Below are 24,199 nucleotides of genomic sequence, written 5' to 3' on the forward strand. Positions count from 1 at the left end.
CGTTGCCGTGCGCCCCGTCAGTCGCGGCAGGTGCGCGGCGATACGCTCTCGATCGAGACGACATAGCCGTTCTGCGAGTTGAGGATCAGGCACTGGCGCGATTGCGAGCGCCAATAGGTCATGTACCGGCCAGTATCGGTCTTCTTGTTGTCGAGTTGCAGGAAGCCCCGGCTGGCCAGCTGACCGGTGGCATAGTTGCGCTCGCGGCCCTGAAGATCGTTGAAATCGGCGTAACCGCTGTAGCCGCCACCGTAATTATATCCGTTGCGATAGCTGGTCTGGCTTGCTCGTTCGCGCACGCCCGAATCATAGCCGCTCGAATAGGCGTCAGACCGATCGTAATTGTGATAGGGCTGATTGTAGAGACCGTCGCGATGGCCACGCTCGAAATCGGCTGTGCCACGCTCGTCATAATCGCGGTCGCCGCGGTGATGCGACTTGCTGGCCAGCGCCGCGATGCCGAGCAGCGCGACCGCGCCTATCGCCACCGCCGCGGCCTTGTCGCCATTGCCGCCCTTCTGGTTGCAATCGGCATTGGTCGTCTTGTCGAGCGACTGGAAGCTGCCGTTATAGGTGACGGCCTTCACGCATTCCTTGGTGTTGCCGTTCCACCAGTAATTGATCTTGCTGTCGTCCTCGACATGCCCCGAGATTCGATGAAATCCGCGGTATTCGAGCTGATCCTCGCCCCCTGCTGCGCGCGCGCCGACCAGATCGCGCACCGATCCCGGTGGCTGTGCCGCTGCCCCGAGCGGCGCCATCACCATAGCGACCATCACCATTGATGCGCCCGCGTTCCTGAAATGCGCCTTCATCCCCGTCCTCCCGAATCCGAACATTCTTTTCGATTGTTCAGCAAGTTTGACACATTTCCCACGGGAGACCATTTGACATTTGTTGCCATCTACTGTGCAATTCGTGCCAAACGCCAGGCTATTGGATCCATGGATCAGCCGGTTGCGCCAATGGTGATGGTAAAGCTGACCGTTTCGTTTCGGCGCGCTGCGTTGCGCATGAGAAACAGGTCGATCTTGTAGTCACCCGACGAAGCGATGGTTTCGGCAAAGTCGGTGCCCGATATCGAACCGATGAACATTGCCTGCATGGCACCCGGGGCCGTGACGTTGAAATTGGCTGACGCGTTATTGGCGACGAGCTTGACGGTCATCTTCTGCCCGGCGCGGAGATTGACCAGGAACGTGCGCGACTGATCGCCTTTCAGCACGCCCTTGATTGCCTTGGACGAAGCGCCCTTGGCGAACTGGATCCGTTCGGGCCTGGGCATCGGCGCCTGGGCAAGGCTGACCATTGGCAGCGCGACAGCGCCCGCAACAAGAAGCGATGCAGCGAGCTGGAAGCGTAATTTCATGGATGTGCTCCTGTGTTGATAATCGGTGGGTCGAGGCTGTCGTCCTGCCCTCGGTCGCATGGCTGTCCTTCGCGCATCCTCCATTTGCCCTCCGTTCGCGACGATCGCCGTTCAATCGCCCTTGAGAAAGGCATCCGGCACTTCATACCGTTCAGGCCCGATCGTCACGATCATGGTGTCGCCGTCACGCCGGCCCAAGACCGGATATCTGGATGATCCGTCCGCCTCGTTGGTATTGGCGGCCACGATTTTTCCGGCCTGATCGAAGATCAGTATCCGGCTGTTCACACCGTCCGGCCAGTCGATGAAGATCAGGGTCTGCCCGTCTTGCCGGTTTCGCTTGACCCCGGCATCGCAGATCGTGGCCTCCATGCCGCGATAGCCGGCACAGCGCAGCTGCGCTGTTGCATTGTAATCGGTCCCGGCAACCCTGGCGTCCCCCTGTCCATCGCCATCGCCCGGCATGGCAGCACCGCCGCCGGGAACCGAAACAAGGGTCACGCCATCAATCTCCTTGAGGATCGCTCCGCCGAGCTTTTCTGCTTCGGCTCGGCTGGGGCATCCGACCAGCGATGCGCTATCGTCGAGAAAGTCGATCGTCGTTGCCGATTCCCCGATGCGCCGGCATGGATCGCCCGTGGCCGGAAAACCATCGCCGACCACCGGAAGGCTGGCGGGCCAGACGAGCTCGATCGCGCTCTTGGCCTCGGTCGCGGGCCCGGATGGTGCCGGTGCCCCAGGCACGCAAGCCGCCAGAACCATGGCGCTTGCCGTCACGCCAAATGACGATCCGATTGCACCCATCTTCTGCATGCCGTTGATCCCTCAAATTCCAGCGCAGCTATGCTTGGTTGCGATCCGGTGATTCTGGATAGCGCGAGTATAGTGATGCATCCCGTAGGGGACGGCCATGGTCAAAGCGCGCCAGCACATGGACAAATGACGCCAAGTATCTGACGCATCACGAAGAAATTGGACCATGTCATTTTGTTTTTACTGAAGGCGCATTTGCGATAGCATGAACGGGTTGGGCCGGGACGCGCGACACGGGGGCACCACGCCATGTCGGTGGAGTTTGACAGAAGGCAACTGGAGCGTTCTGCTCCAGCGCAGCCGGGATCCTCTGGCGCTGGTCGGGAGGATGCAGCGGTAGCAATCAGCATGCTCGGGGCGAGAGCCCGACTGCAGGTTCCGACTGCTACCACACTCCATTTCGGGCAATGGCTGGGCTGGCCTGACTGGCTGCGCAACGGCACGTCGCTGGTGGGCGAAGGCCCCTTGCCGCAGACACTCAGCTTCGCTGACGATCTGATCATCATCGGCAACATCATCGACAATTGCGATCCTCTTGCGCTTGTTGCGAAGATGCTCTCGGCGCCACGCCCCGTCATGGGAACAGCCGGAACGCTGTCACTGCTCCACGCGCCGAATCTCGGCCTCGCGCTGCGCACCGTGGTCAAGGGCATCGCAATGCAGAACCCGTTCGTGCTGATGACGCTCGAGGAAAGCGAATATCGCATCGGCATCAGCCTCTCTCCGCCCTGGCCGATGGGTCCATTGTTCGAGTTTACCGCCCTGACGGCGCTGGCTCTGGTCTATCGCTCTGTGGAGGCGCTCTCGTTCGCCGACCCTGCCGAGATGTTGCTCGAAACCCGCTTGTGCGACGACCCTGCAACGCAGCCCGTGCTCGCCGGCTTTGCCTGTCGGAAGGTCCGATCGGAGGGGCCGGAAAGGCTGAGCTTTCCCAGCCAATGGCAGTCGATCACCAACCCCGATCATGATCCATGGCTCTGGGCGCTGGCGCAAAGCAAGATCGAAGCGCTGCAGAATCTTGCAAGAGAACCCGACGAGGTGACGCGGGTCCGCGATGCCATTGCCAGAATGCTCGCCAGCGACAATCGGGCACCGCGGCTCAAGCAGATTTCCAATGCGCTGGAATTGTCCAGCCGGACCCTGGTGCGCCTGCTCGCCCGGCATGGCACCAGCTTCCATGCACTGGTCGAGCAGGAACGCAAGGCCAAGGCGCGGCTGCTGATCGCTGATAGCGCCATCTCGCTGGCCGAAGCCGCGAGGGTGCTGGGCTTTACCGACATGTCGAGCTTCGGTCGGTCCTTCCGGCAATGGTTCGGCGATACACCGGGCAACGTCCGCAAGGCCTGGCAGACCGGGGTAGCCATGACCGAATGAAGCGATGACAGTCCGCCGTTGATATCGTTCCGCGTGAAACCGGGCAGACCATTGCGTGGCTCAGCGCTGGTCCACCTCGACCCCGGCGCTGGACGAACCCTGATGCACTCGCTTATATTTTCCCCCTGCCCTGCTCGGGGGGTGGAGACGCCCCGACATCCTTCCGTGCTCCATTCTGCTTCGCCCGATCCGATCAATCCTTGATGAAGGAAAATCACGGCAATGAAGGTTGTTATTCTGGCTGGCGGCCTTGGATCCCGTCTCTCCGAAGAAACCACGGTGCGCCCGAAACCTCTCGTGGAGATTGGTGGAAATCCCATCATCTGGCACATCATGAACATTTACGCCCATCACGGCATGACCGACTTCATCGTCTGTGCCGGTTACAAGGGCTATATGCTGAAGGAATATTTCGCTAATTTCGTACTGCATAACAGCGACTTCACGGCAGATTTTTCAAGCAACACCCTGCAATATCACGACAGGGGTGCACCAGGCTGGCGCGTCACCGTGATCGATACGGGCCAGAGTTCGATGACGGGCGGTCGGTTGCGCCATATCCGCGACCATCTGGATCCAGGTGAAAGCTTCTGCATGACCTATGGCGACGGCGTGGGCGATATCGATCTGACCGCCGAACTGGCCTTTCACCGCAGCCATGGCCTGATGGCGACGATGTGCGCCGTCCAGCCGCCTGCCCGTTTTGGCGCGATCATTACCGATGGTATCCGCGTCACCGCATTTTCGGAGAAGATGCCGGGCGAAGGGCCGCGCATCAACGGTGGCTTCTTCATCCTGGAACCTCCGGTCATCGACCTGATCGAGGGGGACGATACCATCTGGGAGGCAGGGCCGCTCGAGCAGCTCGCAAGCATGGGCCAGCTGGCGGCTTACGAACATAACGGCTTCTGGCAGCCGATGGATACGCTGCGCGAACGGCATCAGCTTGAGGAGCTCTGGCGCTCCGGCGCTGCACCGTGGAAGGTATGGGCATAGCGGATCCATCCTGGCCCACACCCAACTTCACGAAGCGTTAACCATAATTTTAAGGTCGCCAAATAGGTTTTGCGCATGACACCGCCTTCATGCCGATTTTGCGACACTCCATTGGAGCATATGGTCGTCGACCTCGGCGTTACGCCGCTGGCGAATGATTATCTCTCGGCCGAGCGCCTGCGCGAACCGGAGGCCACATACCCGTTGCGGGCCCTGGTTTGCACCCGATGCTGGCTGGTGCAGACCGATGCGTTCATCGCCGCAGAAGACATCTTCAGCCATTACGCCTATTTCTCTTCCTACAGCGCAAGCTGGGTTGAACATGCCAGGCAGTTCACGGTCATGGCACGCGAGCGCTTCGGCCTGACGGAAGCATCCCGGGTTGTGGAGATCGCCAGCAACGACGGCTATCTGCTGCGCCATTTCATCGATGCGGGCATCCCTGTGCTGGGCATCGAGCCGGCAGCCAATGTCGCCGATGTCGCGCGTGCGGCTGGTGTGCCGACGGAAAGCCGGTTCTTTGGTGCCGAAACGGCATCGGACCTGGTGGCTCGCGGGCTTTCGGCCGATCTGCTGATCGGCAACAATGTGTTTGCCCATGTCCCGGACATCAACAATTTCGTCGCAGGCCTGGCCACTGCCCTGAAAGCCGATGGCGTCGTCAGCCTGGAGTTTCCGCATCTGCTGCAGCTCATGCAGAACCGGCAGTTCGACACCATCTATCACGAGCATTTCTTCTATTTCTCTCTGCTTGCGGTCGAGACCGTTTTCGCAAGGCACGGCCTGAAGCTGTTCGACGTCGAAGAGCTTGCCACCCATGGGGGCAGCCTGCGGATCCTTGGGTGCCGGGCGGACAGCAATGCCCATCGCGTCGGCCCCGGCCTCGCCAAGGTGCGCGCCGACGAGGCTGCCGCCGAGCTGCACCGGGTGGAGACCTATGCTGCGTTTCAGGCCAGTATCGAACCGATCCGGCGCGATCTGAACGCGTTCCTGCATCGGGCCAGGGCCGAGGGCAAACACGTTGCCGCCTATGGCGCCGCCGCCAAGGGCAACACGCTGCTCAATTTCTGCGGAGTGACCGCCGACCTGATCGACTATGTGGTCGACAGCAACCCGCACAAGCAGAACCATTTTCTGCCAGGCAGCAGATTGCCGATCCACGCCCCGCAGAAAATGGCCGAAACCCGTCCGGACTATGTTCTGATACTGCCATGGAACATCAAGGACGAGATCATGGCAACGCATGACATCCAGGCATGGGGCGGACGGTTCGTCGTACCCGTGCCCGCCCTGGCGATCCTGCCGTGAAGCTGATCCCCACGGCGGTGAGCGGCGCGATGGGCGTGGAGGTCGATGCCCATGCGGACGAACGCGGGCTCTTCGCTCGAACATTCTGCGCCGAAGCGTTCGGTGCCCACGGGCTTGCCACCCAGTTTGTCCAGTGCAACACGTCCCATAACCGGCTGCGGGGGACGCTGCGCGGCATGCACTATCAGGCAGCGCCGAAGGAAGAAGCCAAGCTGGTGCGCGCCACCCGGGGCCGTGCCTTCGATGTCGCAATCGATCTGCGTCCGGCATCGATCAGCTATCTCCAATGGGCTGCGGTCGAACTCGATTCCGAACGGCGCAACGCCTTCTACATTCCGCCGGGCTGTGCGCATGGCTTTCTGACCCTGACCGACGAATGCGAGCTCTTCTACATGATGTCGGAGAGCCATGCGCCCGATCTGGCGCGCGGTGTTCGATGGGACGATCCCGCATTCGCCATCGACTGGCCTTTTCCGCCCCTCGTCATGAGCGAACGGGACGCGATGTACGAAGATTACAAGGGCGCATCCTCATGACCGACATCAAGCTCAGCTTCTGCATCCCGACGTACAATCGATCGGAATTTCTGGCTAAGGCGCTGACCTATTTCGCCGAGGAATATGACATTCCCTGCAGCTACGAGATCGTCATCTCCGATAATGCGTCAACGGACGACACTGCAGACGTGGTGGAGCGCTTCAAGGCTTCGGGCCTGCCCATCCGCTATTACCGCCGGTCGGAAAATGGCGGCTATGAACCCAATCTCGCCAGCGTCTTCCGCCGGGCGCGCGGCGAATACAGCATCTATCTGGCCGATGACGACATGCTGATCATCCCCGGACTGATCAAGGCCATCGGCTATCTCGATGCCAATCCGGACGTTTGCGCCGCTTATGCGCCCTGGTACATGCACAACGAGGTCGAAAGGACGGACACCGGCACCTTCTACTCGGTCGAGAGCGACACGAAGTTTGATCCGGGTCAGTTCCACGATGTCTTCGTCTTCCTGATGACCCATCATGTCTTCCCTGAAGTCTCCATCGTCCGCACATCGGCGCTTCGGGTCGCATGGGCCCCGCGCTATTTCGCCTATTGGGCGTTCGCACACCTGGCGCACTATCTGGATCTCGGCGCCGTCGCCTTTCTCAAGACGCCCTTCTATCGGGCAGTCACCGTATCCAGAATCGTCCGCGATCGGCCGCAGGCGGGCAACGAGGAGGTGATGACAGCCTGGGACCGCTATCGCGGCGGGCTGGAATATTTCCTGCATATCGGCATGAAGCGCGGCGATATCGGCGATGACCCCGACGATCTGCTCAACTACGATCAGGTGGTGAAGGAATTCACGCTGCGCCGCATGGCCGTGGCGCTGCGCTTCTGGGTCGGGAAACAGGATTATGTCCGGGCTTACGAGCTCTATGCCCGCGTGGTGCAGGGCGGTCTGCACGATCACCCCGATGTGCTGAGCGTGAAGGACCTGATACCCTTGTGTGCGGCGATGCAGACCTTGTCCTGGATGGTCAATGCCACGGCCCAGATCGACCGTCTGATCCTGCACGGGCCGATGGATTTCGAAGGCATGGTGAGCTTCCTTCGCGAAACCGGATTGAAGCCGGACGTTGCGGTCTGCCGCGATCAGGACGATCTGTCGGCAGAGGCCATCGACAGGGCAGCGGTTTTCATCGCGGACAACGCCGAGCGATCCGCCTTTCTGTCGCGTGGCTTCTCACCCAATCTGATCTTCAGCAATGACGATCTCATGCGGTTTATCCTGCCCTGAGCGCCTCGACGCACCGGGCAGACAGTCCTCCTCCAGCGCTGTGACGAATGGATCATCGATGAAAATCCTGATCACCGGAAACATGGGCTATGTCGGTGCAGAGCTGGTCCGTTATCTTCGCTCCTCCATGCCGGACGCACGGATCCACGGCTTTGACAGCGGCCTGTTCGCCCATGCCCTGACGGGAACCACCCGCCTGCCGGAAACGCTGCTGGACCGGCAGTATTTCGGCGATGTTCGGGATATGGATCCCGGCATTCTCCAGGGCGTGGACGCGGTGGTGCATCTTGCTGCCGTATCGAACGATCCCATGGGACACAGTTTCGAGCAGGCGACCCATGACATCAACCAGATGGCCACGCTGCGGCTTGCCGAACAAAGCGCGGCGGCGGGCGTCGGCAGCTTTGTCTTCGCGTCGAGCTGCAGCATCTACGGCTATGCCGAAACCGGCGCGCGGTCGGAAACGGATGCGACCAATCCGCTCACCGCTTATGCTCGGTCAAAGATCGGTGCAGAGCAGGGTCTCGCCGCGCTGGCCAGCGATGCCATGTCGGTTACCTGCCTGCGGTTCGCAACGGCGTGCGGCATGTCGGACCGGCTGCGCCTGGACCTGGTGCTCAATGATTTCGTCGCCAGCGCGGTCTCCACCGGCCAGATCATGGTGCTCAGCGACGGTTCGCCCTGGCGGCCGCTGATCGATGTCCGGGATATGGCCCGCGCCGTCCACTGGGCGATGAAGCGCACGCCCGCCGACCCCTCCCCCTTTCTCGTGGTCAATGCAGGAAGGCAGGAGAACAACTATCAGGTGCGTGATCTGGCCCATGCCGTGGCACGCCATCTGCCCGGCACCTGTGTGACCATCAACACCGATGCCCCGCCGGACAAGCGCTCCTACAAGGTCGATTTCTCGTTGTTCGAGCGGCTTGCACCGCATTTCATCCCGCAAATGTCACTGGACCAGTCGATCACCGGCCTGATCGCCGGGGTGAAAAGGACGCCGCAGATCGATGCGGGCTTCCGCCTGTCGCCCTTTCTGCGCCTGAGGATGCTGGAACAGCATCTGGCCGCCAGGGCCCTCGACGCAGACCTCAGATGGCTTGCGCCGTGACCAGGGTCCTGCTGACCGGCGCAACGGGCTTTGTCGGACGCCAGCTGCTTGCCCGGCTGGAGGAGCGAGGCCTTTTTGTGCGCGCGGTCGTGCGCGATGGCACGGAAGATCGGCTGCCCGCCTCTGGCACCGTGCGCGACGTGATTTCCACGGGTTCACTGTTCCACGAAAGCGCAGAGTGGTGGACGCAGGCCAGCCAGGGCGTCGACCTTGTCATCCATGCGGCTTGGTATGCCGAGCCCGGAAAATATCTTGTCGCGCCCGAGAATATCGATTGCCTGACCGGCACGATCACCATGGCGAAGGGGTGCCTCCGGTCCGGCGTCAAGCGGTTCGTGGGTCTGGGCACCTGCTTTGAATATGACCTTTCGCAAGGGTTGCTGTCGGTCGATACCCCGCTGCGCCCGACGGCGCCCTATGGCGATGCCAAGGCCGCAACCTATCTGGCGCTTTCGCACTGGCTGCCGCAGGCGGGGATGGAATTCCTGTGGTGTCGCCTCTTCTACCTCTACGGCGAGGGCGAGGACGAGCGACGCTTCGTTCCCTATCTGCACGCGCAGCTGCAGGCAGGCAAGACAGCCGATCTGACCAGCGGCCAGCAGGTCCGCGACTATCTGGACGTGCGCGATGCGGCTGCGATGATCGTCGATCGGGCGCTCGGTCCGGCACAGGGTGCGATCAACATCTGCTCGGGCATTCCCACCACCGTCCGTGCCATGGCAGAATCGATTGCCGACGAATATGGTCGCAGGGACCTGCTGAACTTCGGGGCGCGGGCCGACAATCTCGTCGATCCGCCTTGCGTCGTGGGCCGCCCCTGATGACGGAGTTTCGCCTCATGCCCGATCGTGCGGAATACAGGCTGCTGTACGAACAGACGCAGTTCCCGATATTCCAGAACCGGATGTATGCCAGTGCGGCACAGGCGCGCAGGTGCCAGCGGGGCGACATCCGTCTGGTCGAGGACCAGCGCACCGGCCTTGTCCATAACGCCGCCTTTCGCCCCGACCTCATGGAGTATGACGAGCATTATCAGAACGAGCAGGCGGTCAGCGCCCAGTTCCGCGCCCATCTCGATGCGGTTGCGCGCATCGTCGAGCGCAACATGGGCCTCGACGGACTGGTCGAGATCGGCTGCGGCAAGGGCTGGTTCCTGGACATGCTCGCACAGCGCGGGGCACGGATTACCGGCTTCGATCCTGCCTATGAAGGCGATAGCCCCCGGGTCCAACGCGCCTATTTTCAGCCGGGTGTCGGTATGGAAGGGCGCGGCCTGATACTGCGCCACGTGCTGGAACATGTCGTCAATCCGGTCGACTTCCTGTTCACCCTGCGGGAGGCAAACAATGGCGGCGGCCTTATCTATATCGAAGTCCCCTGCCTTGACTGGATCTGCGAGCGTCACGCCTGGTTCGACATATTCTACGAGCATGTGAACTATTTCCGCCTCGGCGACTTCCGCCGGATGTTCGGCGAGCTGATCGATTGCGGTCATCTCTTCGGCGGGCAGTATCTCTACGTGGTGGCTGACCTTGCCAGGCTGCAGAACCCGGTGCTCGATGAGGCAGAGCGGGTGGTGCTGCCTGCGGGGATGGGCGACATTCTTGTCAACGCGAACGGGCTGGAAAATGCGCCTGGCGTCGTCTGGGGCGGCGCATCCAAGGGCGTGATCTTTGCCATGATGCGCGAACGGGCGGGAAATCCCGTGCAGGCCGTGATCGACATCAACCCCGCCAAGCAGGGCAGATATCTGGCCGCTACCGGTCTGAAGGTGCAGGCGCCGCAAGAGGTGCTGCCCGGTCTGGAAGACGGCACGGTCATCTTCGTGATGAATTCGAACTATCTGGAAGAGATCAGGGCGAGCGCCGGTCCGCGCTTTCGCTATTGCGTGGTGGACCAGCGATGAGCGGCGCCACCCCGATCAAAATCCGCAATCTGGAAGCGAGCCGTCTTGCTTCTTACGTCCAGGAACAGATCCGCCGTCTGATCCCGTTCTGCGACGAAAGCGATTTCGCGCTGATAGACCGGCATCTGCCCGAAGCTCTGGCCAGGCTGGACCATTGCATCGCGGCCGTCCGTATCTGGACGCCGGGCGCGTTCGATGTGCTCCAGTCCGCGCAATATTGCACGTTCCTCTATTATCTCGCCAACACGATCTGGCGGCGCGAACGGGCAGAAAATCTGTGCACCAAGCTGTTCCTGCTCAACAAGCAGCTCAATGCCATCGAAATCTTCTATGACATTGCGCTGCCGGACATCTTCCTGATCGGTCATTCGGTCGGCATCGTGCTGGCCAAGGCCGATTACGGCAACCATCTCGTGCTTTTCCAGAACTCGACCGTGGGTCGGCATGGGGACGACAGGCCGGTCATCGAGGATGGCGTCATCCTGTATCCCAACACCGCCGTGATCGGCAGATCGCTGATCCGGCAAGGGTCCATCGTCTCGCAGGGCGTGCGGGTCATCGACCGCGAGACGGAGGCGCGAAAGATTGCCTTTCAGGGCACGGGAAATTCGCTGATCTTCAAGGAAGACCGCAACAACACGCTGGCCCTGTATTTCAGGGACGTATGATCCGGACGCTGCCCTTCTCGTGACGATGCGGGGCAGCCATGCGGGTCGAAACGCAAGCAAGTGAAACCTGGAGCGGTTTCCGCACGAACCTGCGGCATGGCCGATGAACTGCAAGTCAGAATGAAAACACGGATTGTCCCGCGCGATCCGGACCGCCATCACGCCCTGGGCCATGCCGGACCAGCACCATGCCGCTGATCCTCGTCCTGCTGAGTGCCTTCTGCGTCGGTATGGCCATCAGCGGCAGCAGCACCTGTGCGGTCACCGCCTCGCGCGAGATCGTGCTGCACCGGCGCGGTACGATGCTGCTGGGCTTTCTGTTAGCGATGGGCGTCGCTGGCGCGATCACGCTGCCGCTGCACTGGCTGTTCGGCCCTGTCGCGCAGCTGTCGGCCGAAGTGCCGATATCGGGCGCCCTGCTGCTAGGCGCGATTCTGATTGGCCTCGGCGCGGTCATCAATGACGCATGCCTGCTTGGAACGCTCGCGCGGATCGGCCAGGGCGAGGTCCGCTTTCTGGCGCTGCCACTCGGTCTGGCGCTGGGCTTCGCCATCGCCGATCGGCAAGCGCTGCTGGCAGCGGGACAGGCTCAAGGCAATGCACACGCGATGCTGATGTGGCCGGGAGTCCTGATCGTGCTGGGCTTCGCGGCAATGGCGACCTGGGCCTGGCGGCAGCGGGGCCGATCGCCCGACATGACCGGGTGGCGCAGGCCAGGGCCGCGTGCGATGATGCTGGCAATGGGCCTTTGCGGAGCGCTGCTGTTCACGCTCGAGCCGAACTGGTCCTATTCGGATGCGGTGCACGCCGTGGTGCGGCGCGGCGCGATGGACATGCAGGGCGATAGCCGCGCCTTTGCCCCTGCCGTTGCACTGCTTTGCGGCAGCCTTGTTTCCGGAATCCTTTCGCGTTCGTTCGTGCTGCAGGCTCCGCAACCGGCTGGAATCGCGCGATCGCTGGCTGGTGGCGCGATCATGGCCTTTGGCGGGGCGCTCATCCCTGGCGGCAATGACACATTGCTTCTGGCCGCGATTCCGTCGGGGACCCTGAGCGGCGTTTTCGCCTATCTCGTCATGTCGGCAACCGTGCTTGGCGTGCTGCACCTGATTGCCCATCGCGGCCGTCGATCGAAGCTGGAGCTGGCCGTCTGAACCATGCGGCGGTGCGCGTACCGATCAGCACGGCAAACCGCCAGCACTAGTGCTTTGCTAACCCTTTTTGGCTATCTGCCCTCCAATGTGCGGCATTGTTGGACTGATCTCTGCAGACGGGCCGGAGCGGCTTGCCAGCCGTGTTGCGGCGATGAACGCAGCGATCGTCCATCGTGGGCCTGACGATGCCGGGGTGCATCTTGCACCGGGTGTCGGCCTGGCGATGCGGCGCCTGTCGATCATCGATCTGAGCACCGGTCACCAGCCGATGACCACAGCGGATGGGGTCGCGCTGGTCTTCAATGGCGAAATCTACAATTACCGGTCGTTGCGCGCCGAGCTCGAAACGCGAGGCTATGCCTTCCGGACGCAGTCGGACACCGAGGTCATCCTCAATCTCTATCACGCAGAGGGCATGGCAGCCTTTGCTCGGCTGCACGGCATGTTCGCGATTGCCATCCACGACCAGCGCCGTGACGAGCTAATTCTCGTGCGCGATCAGATCGGCATCAAGCCGCTGTACATTGCCCGGCATGAAGGCGAACTGCTGTTTGCCAGCGAGATCAAGGCGATCCTCGCCACCCTGCCCTGCCGCCCCGCGATCGATCCGCAGGGGCTGTGGGATTATCTGTCGCTTCGCTTCATGGCGCCCGATCGCACGATCTGGGCGGGCATCGGCAAGCTTGGCCCTGGCCAGATCCTGCGGCGGAAGCTCTGCAGCGGCGATCAATCCATCGAAACCTTCTGGCAAGCCGATCTGACGCCCGGGCCATTCGACATCGGACGCGACTATGCCCGCGAATTTGCCGATCAGTTCGTGGCGGCGGTCGACAGCCATATCGTCGCGGCCGACGTCCCCGTCGGAGCCTTTCTGTCCGGCGGCCTCGATTCCGGAGCGATCGTGGCAGCGGCCAGCGAGCTTGGCCATCGCGCCTTCCACACTTTCTCGATCAGCGGTGACGGTGCGGGCGGCGACGACGAACTGCCGCTGGCGCGCGCCGTGGCCCGGCGCTTCGGCACTACCCATCACGAAATCCGGATGGCGCGTTCCGACTATTTCGATACGCTCGACGATGTGGTCCGCGCCTTTGACGAGCCTTATGGTGATGCGACCGGCGCGGCGCTCTATCTGCTCTCGCAAAGGGCGAGCGACCACGTCAAGGTGGCGCTGTCGGGCGAAGGATCGGACGAGCTTCTGCTGGGCTATACCCGCGCGGCGGACCTTGCGACGCTGGCCAAGGTCGAACGGCGCTATGGCCCCATGCCACGCCCCCTGCTGAAGCTGGCCGCACGGTTCGTCTCTCCAGATCGCGCCTCGATCTTCCGCGCCATGGCAGAAGGCGGACCCGGTGCCTATCGCCGCGGCATGGCCGCGCATATCGGCTGGACGATCAGCGATGCGGAAAAGGCGGCATTCTGGCGCGGGCCTGACATGGTCCCGAGCTTCGACCTGGTGCAGGGCTGGTACGGCCTGCCGGACACAGCCCATCCGCTGGCGCAGAGCCAGCAGGCCGATTTCGGCACCTGGCTGGTCGAGGACCTGCTGATGAAGGCCGACAAGATGGCGATGGCGGCATCGCTGGAAACGCGCGTGCCCTTCCTTCACCTGCCACTGGTCGAATGGTGCCAGAATACGCCGATGGAAGCACGGATCGGTCCGCCGGGACAGTTTCGCACCAAGGCGGTGCTGCGCGATTATGTCGCCACGCGGCTGCCCGATGCGGTGCTGAACGCACCCAAGCGGGGCTTTCCGCTGCCGATCTTCCCGTGGTTTGCCGAGAGGCTGCGCGATGCGGGCGGCTATGTTCCGATCAGCCGGGAATTCCACAACTGGATATCGCTTGAAGGACTGAAGCCGATCGTCGCCCGCGCCTGCAGGAACGAGCGGCGCGCACTGGAGCAGCTCTGGGGGATCGCGATGTTCGACCGCTGGTGCGCGGTCTATGCCGATTGAGCAAGGCGCTGTTCTAGCAACCCGACGATCATGGGGTGCATGGTGAAATACTGACGGCCATCCTCGCGGCTTTGGGCTTGGGCCGAGGGTTGATGATCGCTCGCCACCATCTCGGCCACCAGATCAGCAAGCGCAGCAATCTGGGCCTTGTCCACAGCCGCGCGCAGGGCGGCGACGGACCCGATACCCTGGAAATCAACCGGCGCGACACGGATGATCCGCCCGGTATCGATACCCGGATCGATCCAGTGCACTGTTGCGCCCAGCGGACCATTTTCCCACGCCGCCCATTCGGCGACATTCATGCCGCGATAGCGCGGCAGCACCCCCATATGCGCGTTGAGCACGCTCAGGCGGGGAATCGCGAGCAGCGGCGCCCGCAATATTCCGGCACCGGCATGGACCATCAGATCGATCGCCTCCCCCTTGAGGCGATCGAGCGACGCGGCCGAATTCAGGTCGGGTAGATCGAGCAACGGAATATCATGCTGCGCAGCGTAGCTCGGCGCATCAGGCGGGCGCTCGGCTTGTGCTTCATCGCGCGATGCGGCCGCGCGTGGCCTGATCAGCCTTGCAAGCAGCTTGTCGGCCAGGGCCTGCGGACCGCGTTCAAGGATCAACTGGCGCAGCCGGGCTGCGGCGGGCGGCTGGGGCTGCGCCTCGCATATGATCAGATCAGGCCGAATGCCGCGCTCCGCCAGGGCAGAAGCGATGACGGCGCATCTGGTGGCGCGCCGATGCGTCAGCAACGCAATCTTCACGACGATGGAGCGCCCGCCTGCAGGATCGCGCGCTTCGCGATCAGCCCGTCGATGAAATATTTTGCTGCCCAGTTGGGCAACGCCTTGGGAATGTAGCTGCCCCAGACCGGATCCGATCCGCCGATGCCGCCGGCAAGGCCCGGATTCGGATTGTCGCGCAGCTGCGCATGCTTGACCAGATCGAGCGCCTTGAACCCTGCATTGGCAAAGCGCCAGTCATCATCATGCCGGGTCAGGGCAAACCAGATCAGCGCCATCTGGGCATTGCCGGTCAGGCATTGCGGATGTTCGAATTCCCGCCAGCGCCAGTCGAGCATACCGGGGAGCCGCCGTGACAGTTCCAGCCGGCGCATGATCCCTTCGGCGGCCTGTCGCGCTGCGGCGATGCCGTCCTCTCGTTTCAGGACGAGGCTGCTCGTCAGCACTCCGGCGACCGTATAGGCAATGGTGTGCGTATAGGCGGTCCGGTCGCGATGCTGCTCCTTGGTAAAGCCTGCCAGATCGAACCAGCCGGTTGTCTGGTCCTGCTTTGCCAGCACCCAGTCCAGATGCCGCTCCGCGCTGGCCAGCGCCGCGCCATCGCCAAAGGCATCGCCATATTCGGCCAGCCAGCAGCTCAGATGCGCCGCATAGGTGGCAGCGACATCGAGATAGAAATGGCGGCGAAAGGCACCGTCGCCGTCCTGGACCGAGATCAGCCATGCCGCGCATCGGGCAGCCGCATCCGCCGCCCTCGGATCGCCGGTGGCCTGGACCCAATGGGTGAGACCATGCAATATCTGCGCGCTGTTGAAGGGCGAAGGCCGCGTCCGGTTCTCCAGCACTTCGCCGCCCGGAAACGCGCCATCGGGCAGCTGCAAGCCCAGCAGAAAGTCGATCGCGCGGGCCGCACGGTCATGCCATTGCGGTTCATCCCAAAGCCTTGCCAGCCTGAGCAGGGTAGGAATGATATAGCCGGTCGTTTCCGGATAGCTGGACGACCAGCCGCTTGCCAGCTTGTAGCGCCCGGAAAAGCCGCCATCTCCCTGACTGTCCTGCGCAGCAGCAAGCCAGCGGGCAGCCGCGCGCATGGCGGCGTCGTCCTGTGCGCCCGCCTCGTCGACCGGGCCTCGGCCGCTGACCTGATGGAGCAGATAGGCGCCGTGCCCTGACACCCAGGGGCGGCAATCGAGCACATGGCGGGCAGCGGACTTGACGGCGGAGAGCATGGTTTCAGCCATAGCAGACGGGCTTTAAGGCGGGGCTAACGGAGGATCTGGGCAATGGCTGCATCCACCTGTTGAAACTGGGTTTCGCGCAGATAGGCATGGGTCGGACCTTCCGGCAGGTCGGGCAGCCGGCCTGCATGCGCATCCTTCTGCGCCAGCCATTCGACCAGCTGACGCGCTATGGCGTCCGGATCGGTCATGACAAGGCCGAACGGCCCCGCGCGCACGATGTCCGCAGCTTCCCCGGTGTCCGACCCGATAGACAGGATGGGGCGGCGCGCGCCGATATATTCGAACACCTTGCCAGGAATGATGGCATCTTCCGCCGGGTCGTTCCAGCGGCACAGCAGCAGCACGTCGGCCGCCCGCTCCAGCTCGAGAATATCGCGCCGGGGAATGGGCGGGCGAAGTTCGATACAGTCCGCAACACCGAATTGCTCGGCACCGGCCACGACGGCCGATTCCTCGTCATGGAAGAACACCACCCGGATGCGCGCACGAACCGAAGCATCGAGCCTCGCCAGTGCCGCAAGCAGCATGGTCGGCTCGCGCTGCCCCGCATAGATGATCCCGGCATGGACGATCGTCAGGCGGTGCGGATCATGGGCCGCGACGGAACCGAGCGACGCAAAGTCATCTGCGCCAAATCCGTTGTAGCTGAGCGTCACCGGGCGACCCAGCTTGTCGCCGATCCGCAGTGCAGCACCGCGGGTCAGCGCGACATGGCCTTGCGCCCTGGCCAATATGCCCCAGGCGTAGCGGCGCTGGACGGGATCGAACAGGGGATGGCCGTCGTTATAGGGGTTGCCCGCCCAGAGGTCGCGCAGTTCGGCCAGCCATGGCCGTTTCAGCCGCCGTGCGATCCGACAGGCGACCACATGGCCCGAATGCGGCGGGGCCGTCGAATAGATCAGGTCCGGCTGCCAGTGCTCAGCCATCGCGACGGCTTCGTCCACCGCCGGCTCGATCCAGTTGCGATACCGATCGGGAAAATGCGCGATCTGGCGATAGAGGGTCTGCAGACTGACCAGATACGGCTTGAACCGGTTCTCGCGCTTGACCAGCAGCTTCTTGACGCTGCCGGCTGCCTGCTCGAGCGGGGGCGCGGCCCGGCTGAAGGGAATGTAGCGCACGGCCTCTGGCGCCAGACAATGTTCGATCTGCCCCTTCACTGCAGGATTCTCGAGCGCGATCACGCGGACGTCATGCCCCTGTTCGCGCCACCAGCGCACCAGCATCGGCGCGCGCACGGCACCCAGCGGAGAATATGGCGGAAAGAAGCCGGCAATGAGCAAGATACGATGGGGCACGGATCAGACCTGATCAGCAACCGGCAACCCGTCGACGAGCATGATACCCGATGTGCGATGAATCGACTTGGATTGGGACACGCGGTTTCTCAGCCTCTGTTATCAGTCTTGTAAAGTCTGTTGCCCCGCTTCGCTGTCCGCGGATCGACCGTACCCAGGGCGCGGCTGGCGTCAGCAAAGATGCGAAACGGCACTGCGAAAGCGATGAGGCGCCTGATGTTCGGGCGCATTCACATGCCCTGGACAGGCGATGCCCCGCTGGCTTCAACTGCGACCCGAAGCCATCGAGGCATCACCGATATTCCACCCCCGGCATGATCCAGTGCAAGGCATCGCCTGCTCAAAGCAAGTCCACACATTGTTTCCGCACAAGGGCACACGTACCTTCCACAGCATCGAAGCAAATGAAATTAGAAAGCGACCGGCCATGCCAATAGAGAAAAACTATTGAAAACATTTAAAATCGGGTATTCTCATGTAAATTCCGGATTCCGCTATCTTCAAATTATCATATATAATAAAAATGTCCCGTCACAATCTGGAGAACATCAGACAGGAATTGCTGCTCACCTGCGGTGATTGAGGCATTTTTTCTATGGCTTTTCAACTCTGTGACGGCCTGACACCGCCTGCTCAGCCACCAGAGAGACGGATGCCCCACCTGCCCGCGTGTTCGTCGGCCTGCTGGTCTCATCGTCCGACGCTCCCTCCCCCGTCATGGCTTGGTCGGACCGATCAGGGCCATAGCCCGTTCCTGTATTCAGCCATCGTTCAGCGGATTTCGGAAGACATCGAAGCCCAATTTGCAGGGGATAGAGGATGATATTTCGTACGACTGCAGCGATCGCGTTTCTGGCAAACATCGCCCTGCCGGCGGCAGCAAAACCCGCAGCGCCGCTGAATTCCGAACTTGCCGTTCGGGCCGATGAGACAGTCGACTTCATCGCCAATGGCCAGACCTTGCGGTTTCGCCTGGCGCCAGACGCCATTTCCGTGCCGACCCTGAATGCCGATGCCGCAGAGCGGGCAGCATTGAAGCCAAGCATGATCGGTTACATCTATGTCATCGGGCCCGAGAAGATCGGGTTCCGCACCGACAATGTGCGCTATGGAGAGGGAGAGGCATCGTTCCGCAGCCGCACCGCCTTCAGCGCACGCAAGATCGTCGAAGGCGCCGATGGCGTTGCCGGACCCGAGACGTTCCCGCACAAACGGACCACCTTCATCCTGCGCGACGGACAACCGGGCGATCAGGCCATCACCTTCCCGCTCGACAAGGAAATGGGCCGCAGCCAGACGAGTGTGCGCATGGATGTCGGAGGGCGCCCGATCTACGCCGCCTTCAGCCTCTCGCGCCAGGAAAGCCTGGTCACGGCGACCGGCGGGCGCTGGATCGCGGATGCGAATGGCGGTCAGTTTGCCAGCGGCGCGCGCGAAGCACCGATACTTTATGGCGTAGCGCGGCCGATCCGCTCGCTTTCCCTTGCCCGCCCCCTGATGCTGGGCGATCTGGAAATCCGCAATCTTGCGGTGCGGGTATCGGACATGGGCAGCGCCCAGGGCATCGCGGAAGGCCCGTCGCCCGATCAGGATCCCAACGAGATCGTGGTGACAGGCGACAGCAAGCGAAAGATTCCTACCCAGCGGCTCTATATCGGCATGGACACGATCGGGCACTGCGCCTCGATCAGCTATGATTTCGAGGCGGGGACGGTGACGCTGATGTGCCCTCCCCAGCGCTGACAAAGCGCTGGCTGGCTTTCAGTCTGCTGGCGGCAGAGCGATGGCCCTGCCGCCACGGACGACCGGCACCGAGGGCTCGGCGGCGGCATGAGCCTGGGCGATCCCCACACTGGGCTGCATCAGCCGCTGCTCGCTCTGCGCATTGGGTGGCGTCGGGGCCGGCATCGGCGGGGCGGGCCGATGCCAGACCAGCGCAGAAAGCCCCAGCCATGCGGAAAACATCAGCGCATATGGCCAACGACGTGGCCAGAGCCGGGCCACCAGTAGCGTAACCGCCCCGGTCCCTGCCAGGGCGATCAGCGCAGAGCTCGCCGCGCGTGTTCCGGTGCCCGTCAGCGCGGTCTGGATCGCCATGCTCGCCCATTGCGCCGGTAACAGCACCAGCAGCCAATCGGGCAGCGCGCCCGGCATGGCCGCAGCGGTCAGCAGCATCGCTGCTTCGCCAGCAACCACGAACAGCGCTATCCACCATCCCTTGTCGGCGGCGCTGCGCGCGAACAGCTTGCCCCGGGCGGCAAAGCTGAAACCAGCTATCGCAAAGGCAAGGACCGTGGACACGGGATGCGGCAGCAACGACATGCCCAGCGCTCCGGCGAGCAGGACAAGACCGGCAGCAGTCAGCAGTGCGAGCGCGATGCCGACCCATAGCCGGGCCGCGATGGCCGCAGCGATCATCCCGCTACCCATGAGGCCCAGAGAGAGGATCGGGCCGCCGAAAAACACCAGCGGCGCAGGCGCATCGGCGAGCATCACCATCGCGAGGGTGGGCGCTGCAATCCCGGCCAGTGCTGCAGCAAGCCAGGCCAGAGGGGATATCACCGATCGCTGCGGACGCACCATGGAACTCATGCCGTCGATACTGATCGATGCGCGCCGACTTGTCGAGCGGAGCCCCGGCCCACGGCATTCGCGTGTCAGCCGGGCGCTGTCTCGGCCGCGGATGTCAGCGCACCTGGCCGCGAACCAGGAGTGCCGCTGCAGCGATGATGGAACCCAGGCTCATCAGCAGCGCGACCATCGGCAAGCCATAGCCTGCCGCAAACAGCATTCCGGCCAGCGCAGGCGCCAGTGCGGAGCCTCCGCGGCCCACGCCGATGACAAAACCCGTTGCAGAAGCGCGCAACGCCACAGGAAAACTTGTCGCCACCAGCGCATACAGCCCCACGACCCCGGCATTGGTGACGAACCCGGCGGCTGCAGCCACCAGGGAGAGCCGCGCCAGATCGCTCTGGCCGAGACCGAAGAGAACGACGAGGACGGTGGATAGTGACATTGTGCCGATGGTCAGGCCGCGTACCGGCAGGCGCAGGGTCAGAAGCCCGAAGATCAGTGCGCCGCTTGCGCCGCCTACACTGGCCCAGACAAGCACGCCTGCGGCCTCGGGCGGCGGATAGCCCATGTCGGCGACAATCTTGGGGATCCATTTCATCACGAAATAGAAGGTCATGATGTGCCCCAGATAGGCGATTGTCATGGCTGCTGTGACCGCAAGCCATTGGGGTGCAAACAGGCGCGCGAGCGGGACCTTGCCCGAAGTGCCGCCCGATCTGTCAAGCCCTGCCACCGGGCGATGGCCCATCGCGGCAAGCGTCCGGTTGATGCGCTGGAGAGCGCCTTCTGGCTGGCGGCTGGCGAGAAAGGCGATCGATTCGGGCACCCGCCACCAGGTAATGGCGATCATCAGCCCCGACCAGGCCGCACCGAAGAGGAAGATCGACCGCCAGTCGAACTGCTCCAGAAGCTGAGCGGCAACCAGTCCGCCAAGCACCGTGCCGACCGGATAGCCGCCGGCCATCAGCACCACGGCCAGCGGACGATAGCGCGCATTGGCAGCTTCAGCCGCCGCCGCGTTGATGGCTGCCAGCATGCCGCCAATGCCGAGCCCGGTCAGCACCCGCCAGATCGACAGCGCCGTAACCCCGCCCGCGCTCGCCGCACCGATCATGCCCCCGGTCATCAGCGACAGGCACAACAGGATGGTGTTGCGCCGTCCCGCCGTATCGGCGAGACGCCCAAGGGTCAGCGATCCGATCGCCATCCCGACCAGTTCCATCGACAGCACCAGCCCCAGCACGGCGCGATCGATCTGCCAGTCGGCAGCAATTCCCGGAGCGGCAAAGCTGATCGACATGACATCAAAGCCATCGAGCGCGTTGAGCGCCACCATCGCCGCAATGATCGACCATTGAAACCGCGACATCGGCCCGGCATCGACGATGGCTGCCGGATCCTGGGCCTGACTATCTTGCTGATCCAATGCCGAATTCCTCTTCCTCTCGCCCATCCCTCCTTGCCGCGGGCCATCAGGCCTGCGGGGGGAACCGGTGCGTCGCGGTCATGCAGTAGGGAACATTGCGTGCGCTTCAGCCAGACTGCTTGTTCACGGCATAGGCGCCGAGCCCCGGCTTGTAGCTCTTGTCATCGATGAACTGCTTGATGCCTTCCTTGCGTCCGTCATTGTCGAAGCTGTTGGCAGCCTCCTGCGCCCGGATCAGGAAATCCTCGGCATTGTCATAGGTCATCTCGCGAACGCGCCGGATCGCATCCTTGGTAGCCTTGAGCGCCGCCGGATTCTTTTCCAGCAGTACCTTCGCGACCTGCTCCACCCGTGCGGGCAACTCGGCAAGCGGCAGCGATTCATTGACCAGCCCCCATTCGGCGGCCGTCTTGCCGTCGATATTCTCGCCCATCATCGCATGGTACATCGCCTTGCGGAACGGCATCAGCTCGGTCGCGACCTTGGAAGCGCCGCCACCGGGAAGGATGCCCCAGTTGATCTCTGACAGACCGAAAGTGGCCTCGTCCGCAGCAAAGGCCAGGTCGCAGCCGAACAGCGGACCATAGCCACCGCCAAAGCACCAGCCGTTGACCATCGCGATCGTCGGCTTCTGAAACCAGCGCAGCCGCCGCCACCAGCCATAGGCCTCACGCTGGGCCTGCCGCGTGGCGCACAGCCCCTGCGCCTCGGTCTCGCGGAAATATTCCTTCAGGTCCATGCCCGCCGACCAGCTGCTGCCTTCGCCCGTCAGCACGACAACGCCGACGTCATCGCGAAACTCCAGTTCATCGAGCACCCGGCCCATCTGACGGTTGAGCCGCGGGCTCATGCAGTTGCGCTTTTCGGGACGGTTGAACTTCACCCAGGCGATGCGGTCGGTCACCATAAAGGCGACGGTCTCTTGTTCGGTACGGTCGGTCATCGGTCAGAAGCCTTTCTCGGAAATGTCTGGACGAAACTTGCAAAGCGGCGCTTGCGCCCTTGCCGTGCTGCGAGGATGTGCTGGCGGCGGATCAGATCGGATAATGGCCGGGTTCGGTCTCGACCGTGATCCAGCGCAATTCGGTGAATGCGTCGATGCCGGCCTTGCCGCCGAACCGGCCATAGCCCGAGGCCTTGACCCCGCCGAAGGGCATCTGCGCCTCGTCGTGCACGGTGGGGCCGTTCACATGGCATATGCCCGACCTGATCGCCCTCGCAACCTTGAGCCCGCGCGCAATGTCGCGCGTGAAGACCGACGCGGACAGGCCGTATTCGGTATCGTTGGCCAGCGCGATCGCCTCGGCCTCGTCGGCAGCACGGACCACCGCGACGACCGGCCCGAAGCTTTCCTCGCGGAACAGCCGCATGTCGGGCGTGACGCGATCGATCACATGCGCCGGCATCAGCACGCCCTGTGCCTCGCCACCACAGGCCAGCACCGCGCCTGCCATCAGCGCGTCATGGACCAGCCCATCGACATGCTCGACGGTCTTGCGGTCGATCACCGCTCCCAGCGCCGCCTTGCCCTCGCGCGGATCGCCGACACCCAGCGTCGCCACCTTCGCTCCGAACTTGCTCACAAAGGCATCTGCCACCGCATCGACCACGATGATGCGCTCGGTCGACATGCAGATCTGCCCCTGGTTCATGAACGCGCCAAACGCCGCGGCCTTGACCGCCTCGTCCAGATCGGCATCCTCGAGCACGAGCAGCGGTGCCTTGCCACCCAGTTCGAGCAGGCAGGGTTTCAGATGTTCGGCGGCGCGGCGCGCAATGATCCGGCCCACGGCGGTCGAGCCGGTAAAATTGATGCGGCGCACCGCCGGATGATCGATCAGCGCGCCGACCACCTCGCCCGCATCCTGCGGTGCGTTGGTGATCAGGTTGACGATACCGCCGCCAAGCCCTGCCTCGACGAAACAGCGCGCAATCAGCGCGTGCGTTTCGGGGCATTGTTCCGATGCCTTGAGCACCACCGTGTTGCCACAGGCGAGCGGCATGGCAATGGCACGGACACCCAGGATGATCGGCGCATTCCACGGCGCAATGCCCAGCACGACCCCGGCAGGCTCGCGCACTGCCATGGCCAGACAGCCCGGCTTGTCGGAAGGGATCACCTCGCCGCCGATCTGCGTCGTCATGGCGGCAGCTTCGCGCACCATGTTGACCGCCAGCATATGGTTGAAGCCCGCCCAGGCGGCCGTTGCGCCGGTTTCGGCCTGCATGGCGGCAACGAACTCGTCCCTGCGTTCGACCATTACGTCAGCCGCCCGGTTGAGCGCGGTACGCCTTGCGCCGGGCCCCAGTGCCGACCAGCCCGGAAGCGCGGCTTCGGCAGCCTCGGCAGCCGCGACCGCCTCGGACGGGGTCGCCGCTGCGGCCCGGGTGGCGGGATCGCCCGTCAACGGATCGATCCGATCGAACCAGCTTGCAGCTTCGATGTCCTTTCCGCCGATCGACAAAAATGTCCTGAACATTCCGGTCATCCTC

At 63.1% G+C, this 24,199-nt stretch carries 22 protein-coding genes; 12 read left to right on the forward strand and 10 right to left on the reverse strand.

The features are described from left to right. Nucleotides 1-17: 17 nt before the first annotated feature. The 3 genes from C7451_RS06690 to C7451_RS06700 all read right to left on the reverse strand — a co-directional run bounded on the left by C7451_RS06690 (nt 18) and on the right by C7451_RS06700 (nt 2,182). Nucleotides 18-815 (reverse strand): hypothetical protein, encoded by a 798-nt coding sequence (locus tag C7451_RS06690; protein ID WP_146215298.1) that lies wholly within the window; start codon nt 813-815, stop codon nt 18-20. Nucleotides 816-949: 134 nt separating this feature from the next. After that, nucleotides 950-1,369, reverse strand: a complete 420-nt coding sequence (locus C7451_RS06695; protein WP_110298179.1) for a DNA breaking-rejoining protein — start codon at nt 1,367-1,369, stop codon at nt 950-952. A gap of 111 nt (nt 1,370-1,480) precedes the next feature. Then, complete coding sequence (locus C7451_RS06700) at nt 1,481-2,182, reverse strand: hypothetical protein (RefSeq protein WP_110298180.1); 702 nt, start codon at nt 2,180-2,182, stop codon at nt 1,481-1,483. Between the two features lie 348 nt (nt 2,183-2,530). Between C7451_RS06700 and C7451_RS06705 the strand changes: the two genes are divergently transcribed. The 11 genes from C7451_RS06705 (at nt 2,531) to asnB (ending at nt 14,427) form a co-directional block, all read left to right on the forward strand. Next, nucleotides 2,531-3,556: a helix-turn-helix transcriptional regulator gene (locus C7451_RS06705; protein WP_167398449.1), complete on the forward strand. Its 1,026-nt coding sequence runs from the start codon at nt 2,531-2,533 to the stop codon at nt 3,554-3,556. Between the two features lie 222 nt (nt 3,557-3,778). Then, a complete protein-coding gene (gene rfbF, locus C7451_RS06710; protein ID WP_110298182.1) occupies nt 3,779-4,552 on the forward strand; it encodes a glucose-1-phosphate cytidylyltransferase in 774 nt (257 codons plus the stop codon). 75 nt (nt 4,553-4,627) lie between these two features. Next, on the forward strand, nt 4,628-5,860 hold the full coding sequence (locus tag C7451_RS06715; protein WP_110298183.1) for a class I SAM-dependent methyltransferase: 1,233 nt from the start codon (nt 4,628-4,630) through the stop codon (nt 5,858-5,860). Next, nucleotides 5,857-6,396 carry a dTDP-4-dehydrorhamnose 3,5-epimerase gene (gene rfbC, locus C7451_RS06720; RefSeq protein ID WP_110298184.1) on the forward strand — a complete coding sequence of 180 codons (540 nt, stop codon included), beginning with the start codon at nt 5,857-5,859 and terminating at the stop codon, nt 6,394-6,396. The genes C7451_RS06715 and rfbC overlap by 4 nt, the downstream gene beginning before the upstream one ends. After that, on the forward strand, nt 6,393-7,640 hold the full coding sequence (locus C7451_RS06725; RefSeq protein WP_110298185.1) for a glycosyltransferase family 2 protein: 1,248 nt from the start codon (nt 6,393-6,395) through the stop codon (nt 7,638-7,640). The genes rfbC and C7451_RS06725 overlap by 4 nt, the downstream gene beginning before the upstream one ends. A gap of 58 nt (nt 7,641-7,698) precedes the next feature. After that, on the forward strand, nt 7,699-8,748 hold the full coding sequence (locus tag C7451_RS06730; protein ID WP_110298186.1) for an NAD-dependent epimerase/dehydratase family protein: 1,050 nt from the start codon (nt 7,699-7,701) through the stop codon (nt 8,746-8,748). Next, the gene (locus C7451_RS06735) at nt 8,745-9,569 is read left to right on the forward strand and encodes an NAD-dependent epimerase/dehydratase family protein (RefSeq protein WP_110298187.1); all 825 of its coding nucleotides are present in this window, start codon (nt 8,745-8,747) and stop codon (nt 9,567-9,569) included. Before C7451_RS06730 ends, C7451_RS06735 begins: the two co-directional genes overlap by 4 nt. A gap of 17 nt (nt 9,570-9,586) precedes the next feature. Continuing rightward, the gene (locus tag C7451_RS06740; RefSeq protein WP_110298276.1) at nt 9,587-10,654 is read left to right on the forward strand and encodes a class I SAM-dependent methyltransferase; all 1,068 of its coding nucleotides are present in this window, start codon (nt 9,587-9,589) and stop codon (nt 10,652-10,654) included. After that, nucleotides 10,651-11,322: an LbetaH domain-containing protein gene (locus C7451_RS06745; RefSeq protein WP_110298188.1), complete on the forward strand. Its 672-nt coding sequence runs from the start codon at nt 10,651-10,653 to the stop codon at nt 11,320-11,322. Before C7451_RS06740 ends, C7451_RS06745 begins: the two co-directional genes overlap by 4 nt. A gap of 188 nt (nt 11,323-11,510) precedes the next feature. After that, nucleotides 11,511-12,473: a YeeE/YedE thiosulfate transporter family protein gene (locus tag C7451_RS06750; RefSeq protein WP_110298189.1), complete on the forward strand. Its 963-nt coding sequence runs from the start codon at nt 11,511-11,513 to the stop codon at nt 12,471-12,473. 85 nt (nt 12,474-12,558) lie between these two features. Next, nucleotides 12,559-14,427: an asparagine synthase (glutamine-hydrolyzing) gene (gene asnB / locus C7451_RS06755; protein ID WP_110298190.1), complete on the forward strand. Its 1,869-nt coding sequence runs from the start codon at nt 12,559-12,561 to the stop codon at nt 14,425-14,427. On the opposite strand, the gene C7451_RS20095 is transcribed toward asnB, so the two are convergent. From C7451_RS20095 to C7451_RS06770, 3 genes are read right to left on the reverse strand one after another with little or no spacing between them, the layout of a single operon-like run. Further along, nucleotides 14,415-15,188: a formyltransferase family protein gene (locus C7451_RS20095; RefSeq protein WP_110298191.1), complete on the reverse strand. Its 774-nt coding sequence runs from the start codon at nt 15,186-15,188 to the stop codon at nt 14,415-14,417. The two genes, asnB and C7451_RS20095, sit on opposite strands and share 13 nt — an antisense overlap. After that, nucleotides 15,185-16,408, reverse strand: coding sequence for a prenyltransferase/squalene oxidase repeat-containing protein (locus tag C7451_RS06765; protein ID WP_110298192.1), 1,224 nt, complete (start codon nt 16,406-16,408; stop codon nt 15,185-15,187). The genes C7451_RS20095 and C7451_RS06765 overlap by 4 nt, the downstream gene beginning before the upstream one ends. Before the next feature lie 23 nt (nt 16,409-16,431). Further along, nucleotides 16,432-17,706 (reverse strand): glycosyltransferase family 4 protein, encoded by a 1,275-nt coding sequence (locus tag C7451_RS06770; RefSeq protein WP_146215299.1) that lies wholly within the window; start codon nt 17,704-17,706, stop codon nt 16,432-16,434. 819 nt (nt 17,707-18,525) lie between these two features. On the opposite strand from C7451_RS06770, the gene C7451_RS06775 reads away from it, so the two are divergent. Continuing rightward, on the forward strand, nt 18,526-19,449 hold the full coding sequence (locus C7451_RS06775) for a hypothetical protein (RefSeq protein ID WP_110298194.1): 924 nt from the start codon (nt 18,526-18,528) through the stop codon (nt 19,447-19,449). 18 nt (nt 19,450-19,467) lie between these two features. Here C7451_RS06775 and C7451_RS06780 read toward each other — a convergent pair whose 3' ends face one another. From C7451_RS06780 to C7451_RS06795, 4 genes are all read right to left on the reverse strand, one after another. After that, on the reverse strand, nt 19,468-20,298 hold the full coding sequence (locus C7451_RS06780; protein ID WP_244181685.1) for a hypothetical protein: 831 nt from the start codon (nt 20,296-20,298) through the stop codon (nt 19,468-19,470). A gap of 94 nt (nt 20,299-20,392) precedes the next feature. Then, nucleotides 20,393-21,706 (reverse strand): MFS transporter, encoded by a 1,314-nt coding sequence (locus tag C7451_RS06785; protein WP_244181686.1) that lies wholly within the window; start codon nt 21,704-21,706, stop codon nt 20,393-20,395. A gap of 106 nt (nt 21,707-21,812) precedes the next feature. Next, a complete protein-coding gene (locus C7451_RS06790) occupies nt 21,813-22,649 on the reverse strand; it encodes a p-hydroxycinnamoyl CoA hydratase/lyase (RefSeq protein WP_110298196.1) in 837 nt (278 codons plus the stop codon). A gap of 91 nt (nt 22,650-22,740) precedes the next feature. Beyond that, complete coding sequence (locus tag C7451_RS06795) at nt 22,741-24,186, reverse strand: aldehyde dehydrogenase (RefSeq protein WP_110298277.1); 1,446 nt, start codon at nt 24,184-24,186, stop codon at nt 22,741-22,743. Between the last annotated feature and the right edge of the window lie 13 nt (nt 24,187-24,199).

Source organism: Blastomonas natatoria (assembly GCF_003201955.1).
GTDB lineage: Bacteria > Pseudomonadota > Alphaproteobacteria > Sphingomonadales > Sphingomonadaceae > Blastomonas > Blastomonas natatoria.

What these genes read in the sequence shown, in the direction of transcription:
- C7451_RS06690 (WP_146215298.1), bottom strand. Translation starts at nt 815, where the DNA reads ATGAAGGCGCATTTCAGGAACGCGGGCGCATCAATGGTGATGGTCGCT.
- C7451_RS06695 (WP_110298179.1), bottom strand. Translation starts at nt 1,369, where the DNA reads ATGAAATTACGCTTCCAGCTCGCTGCATCGCTTCTTGTTGCGGGCGCT.
- C7451_RS06700 (WP_110298180.1), bottom strand. Translation starts at nt 2,182, where the DNA reads ATGCAGAAGATGGGTGCAATCGGATCGTCATTTGGCGTGACGGCAAGC.
- C7451_RS06705 (WP_167398449.1), top strand. Translation starts at nt 2,531, where the DNA reads ATGCTCGGGGCGAGAGCCCGACTGCAGGTTCCGACTGCTACCACACTC.
- rfbF (WP_110298182.1), top strand. Translation starts at nt 3,779, where the DNA reads ATGAAGGTTGTTATTCTGGCTGGCGGCCTTGGATCCCGTCTCTCCGAA.
- C7451_RS06715 (WP_110298183.1), top strand. Translation starts at nt 4,628, where the DNA reads ATGACACCGCCTTCATGCCGATTTTGCGACACTCCATTGGAGCATATG.
- C7451_RS06725 (WP_110298185.1), top strand. Translation starts at nt 6,393, where the DNA reads ATGACCGACATCAAGCTCAGCTTCTGCATCCCGACGTACAATCGATCG.
- C7451_RS06730 (WP_110298186.1), top strand. Translation starts at nt 7,699, where the DNA reads ATGAAAATCCTGATCACCGGAAACATGGGCTATGTCGGTGCAGAGCTG.
- C7451_RS06740 (WP_110298276.1), top strand. Translation starts at nt 9,587, where the DNA reads ATGCCCGATCGTGCGGAATACAGGCTGCTGTACGAACAGACGCAGTTC.
- C7451_RS06745 (WP_110298188.1), top strand. Translation starts at nt 10,651, where the DNA reads ATGAGCGGCGCCACCCCGATCAAAATCCGCAATCTGGAAGCGAGCCGT.
- C7451_RS06750 (WP_110298189.1), top strand. Translation starts at nt 11,511, where the DNA reads ATGCCGCTGATCCTCGTCCTGCTGAGTGCCTTCTGCGTCGGTATGGCC.
- asnB (WP_110298190.1), top strand. Translation starts at nt 12,559, where the DNA reads ATGTGCGGCATTGTTGGACTGATCTCTGCAGACGGGCCGGAGCGGCTT.
- C7451_RS06765 (WP_110298192.1), bottom strand. Translation starts at nt 16,408, where the DNA reads ATGGCTGAAACCATGCTCTCCGCCGTCAAGTCCGCTGCCCGCCATGTG.
- C7451_RS06775 (WP_110298194.1), top strand. Translation starts at nt 18,526, where the DNA reads ATGATATTTCGTACGACTGCAGCGATCGCGTTTCTGGCAAACATCGCC.
- C7451_RS06780 (WP_244181685.1), bottom strand. Translation starts at nt 20,298, where the DNA reads ATGAGTTCCATGGTGCGTCCGCAGCGATCGGTGATATCCCCTCTGGCC.
- C7451_RS06790 (WP_110298196.1), bottom strand. Translation starts at nt 22,649, where the DNA reads ATGACCGACCGTACCGAACAAGAGACCGTCGCCTTTATGGTGACCGAC.
- C7451_RS06795 (WP_110298277.1), bottom strand. Translation starts at nt 24,186, where the DNA reads ATGTTCAGGACATTTTTGTCGATCGGCGGAAAGGACATCGAAGCTGCA.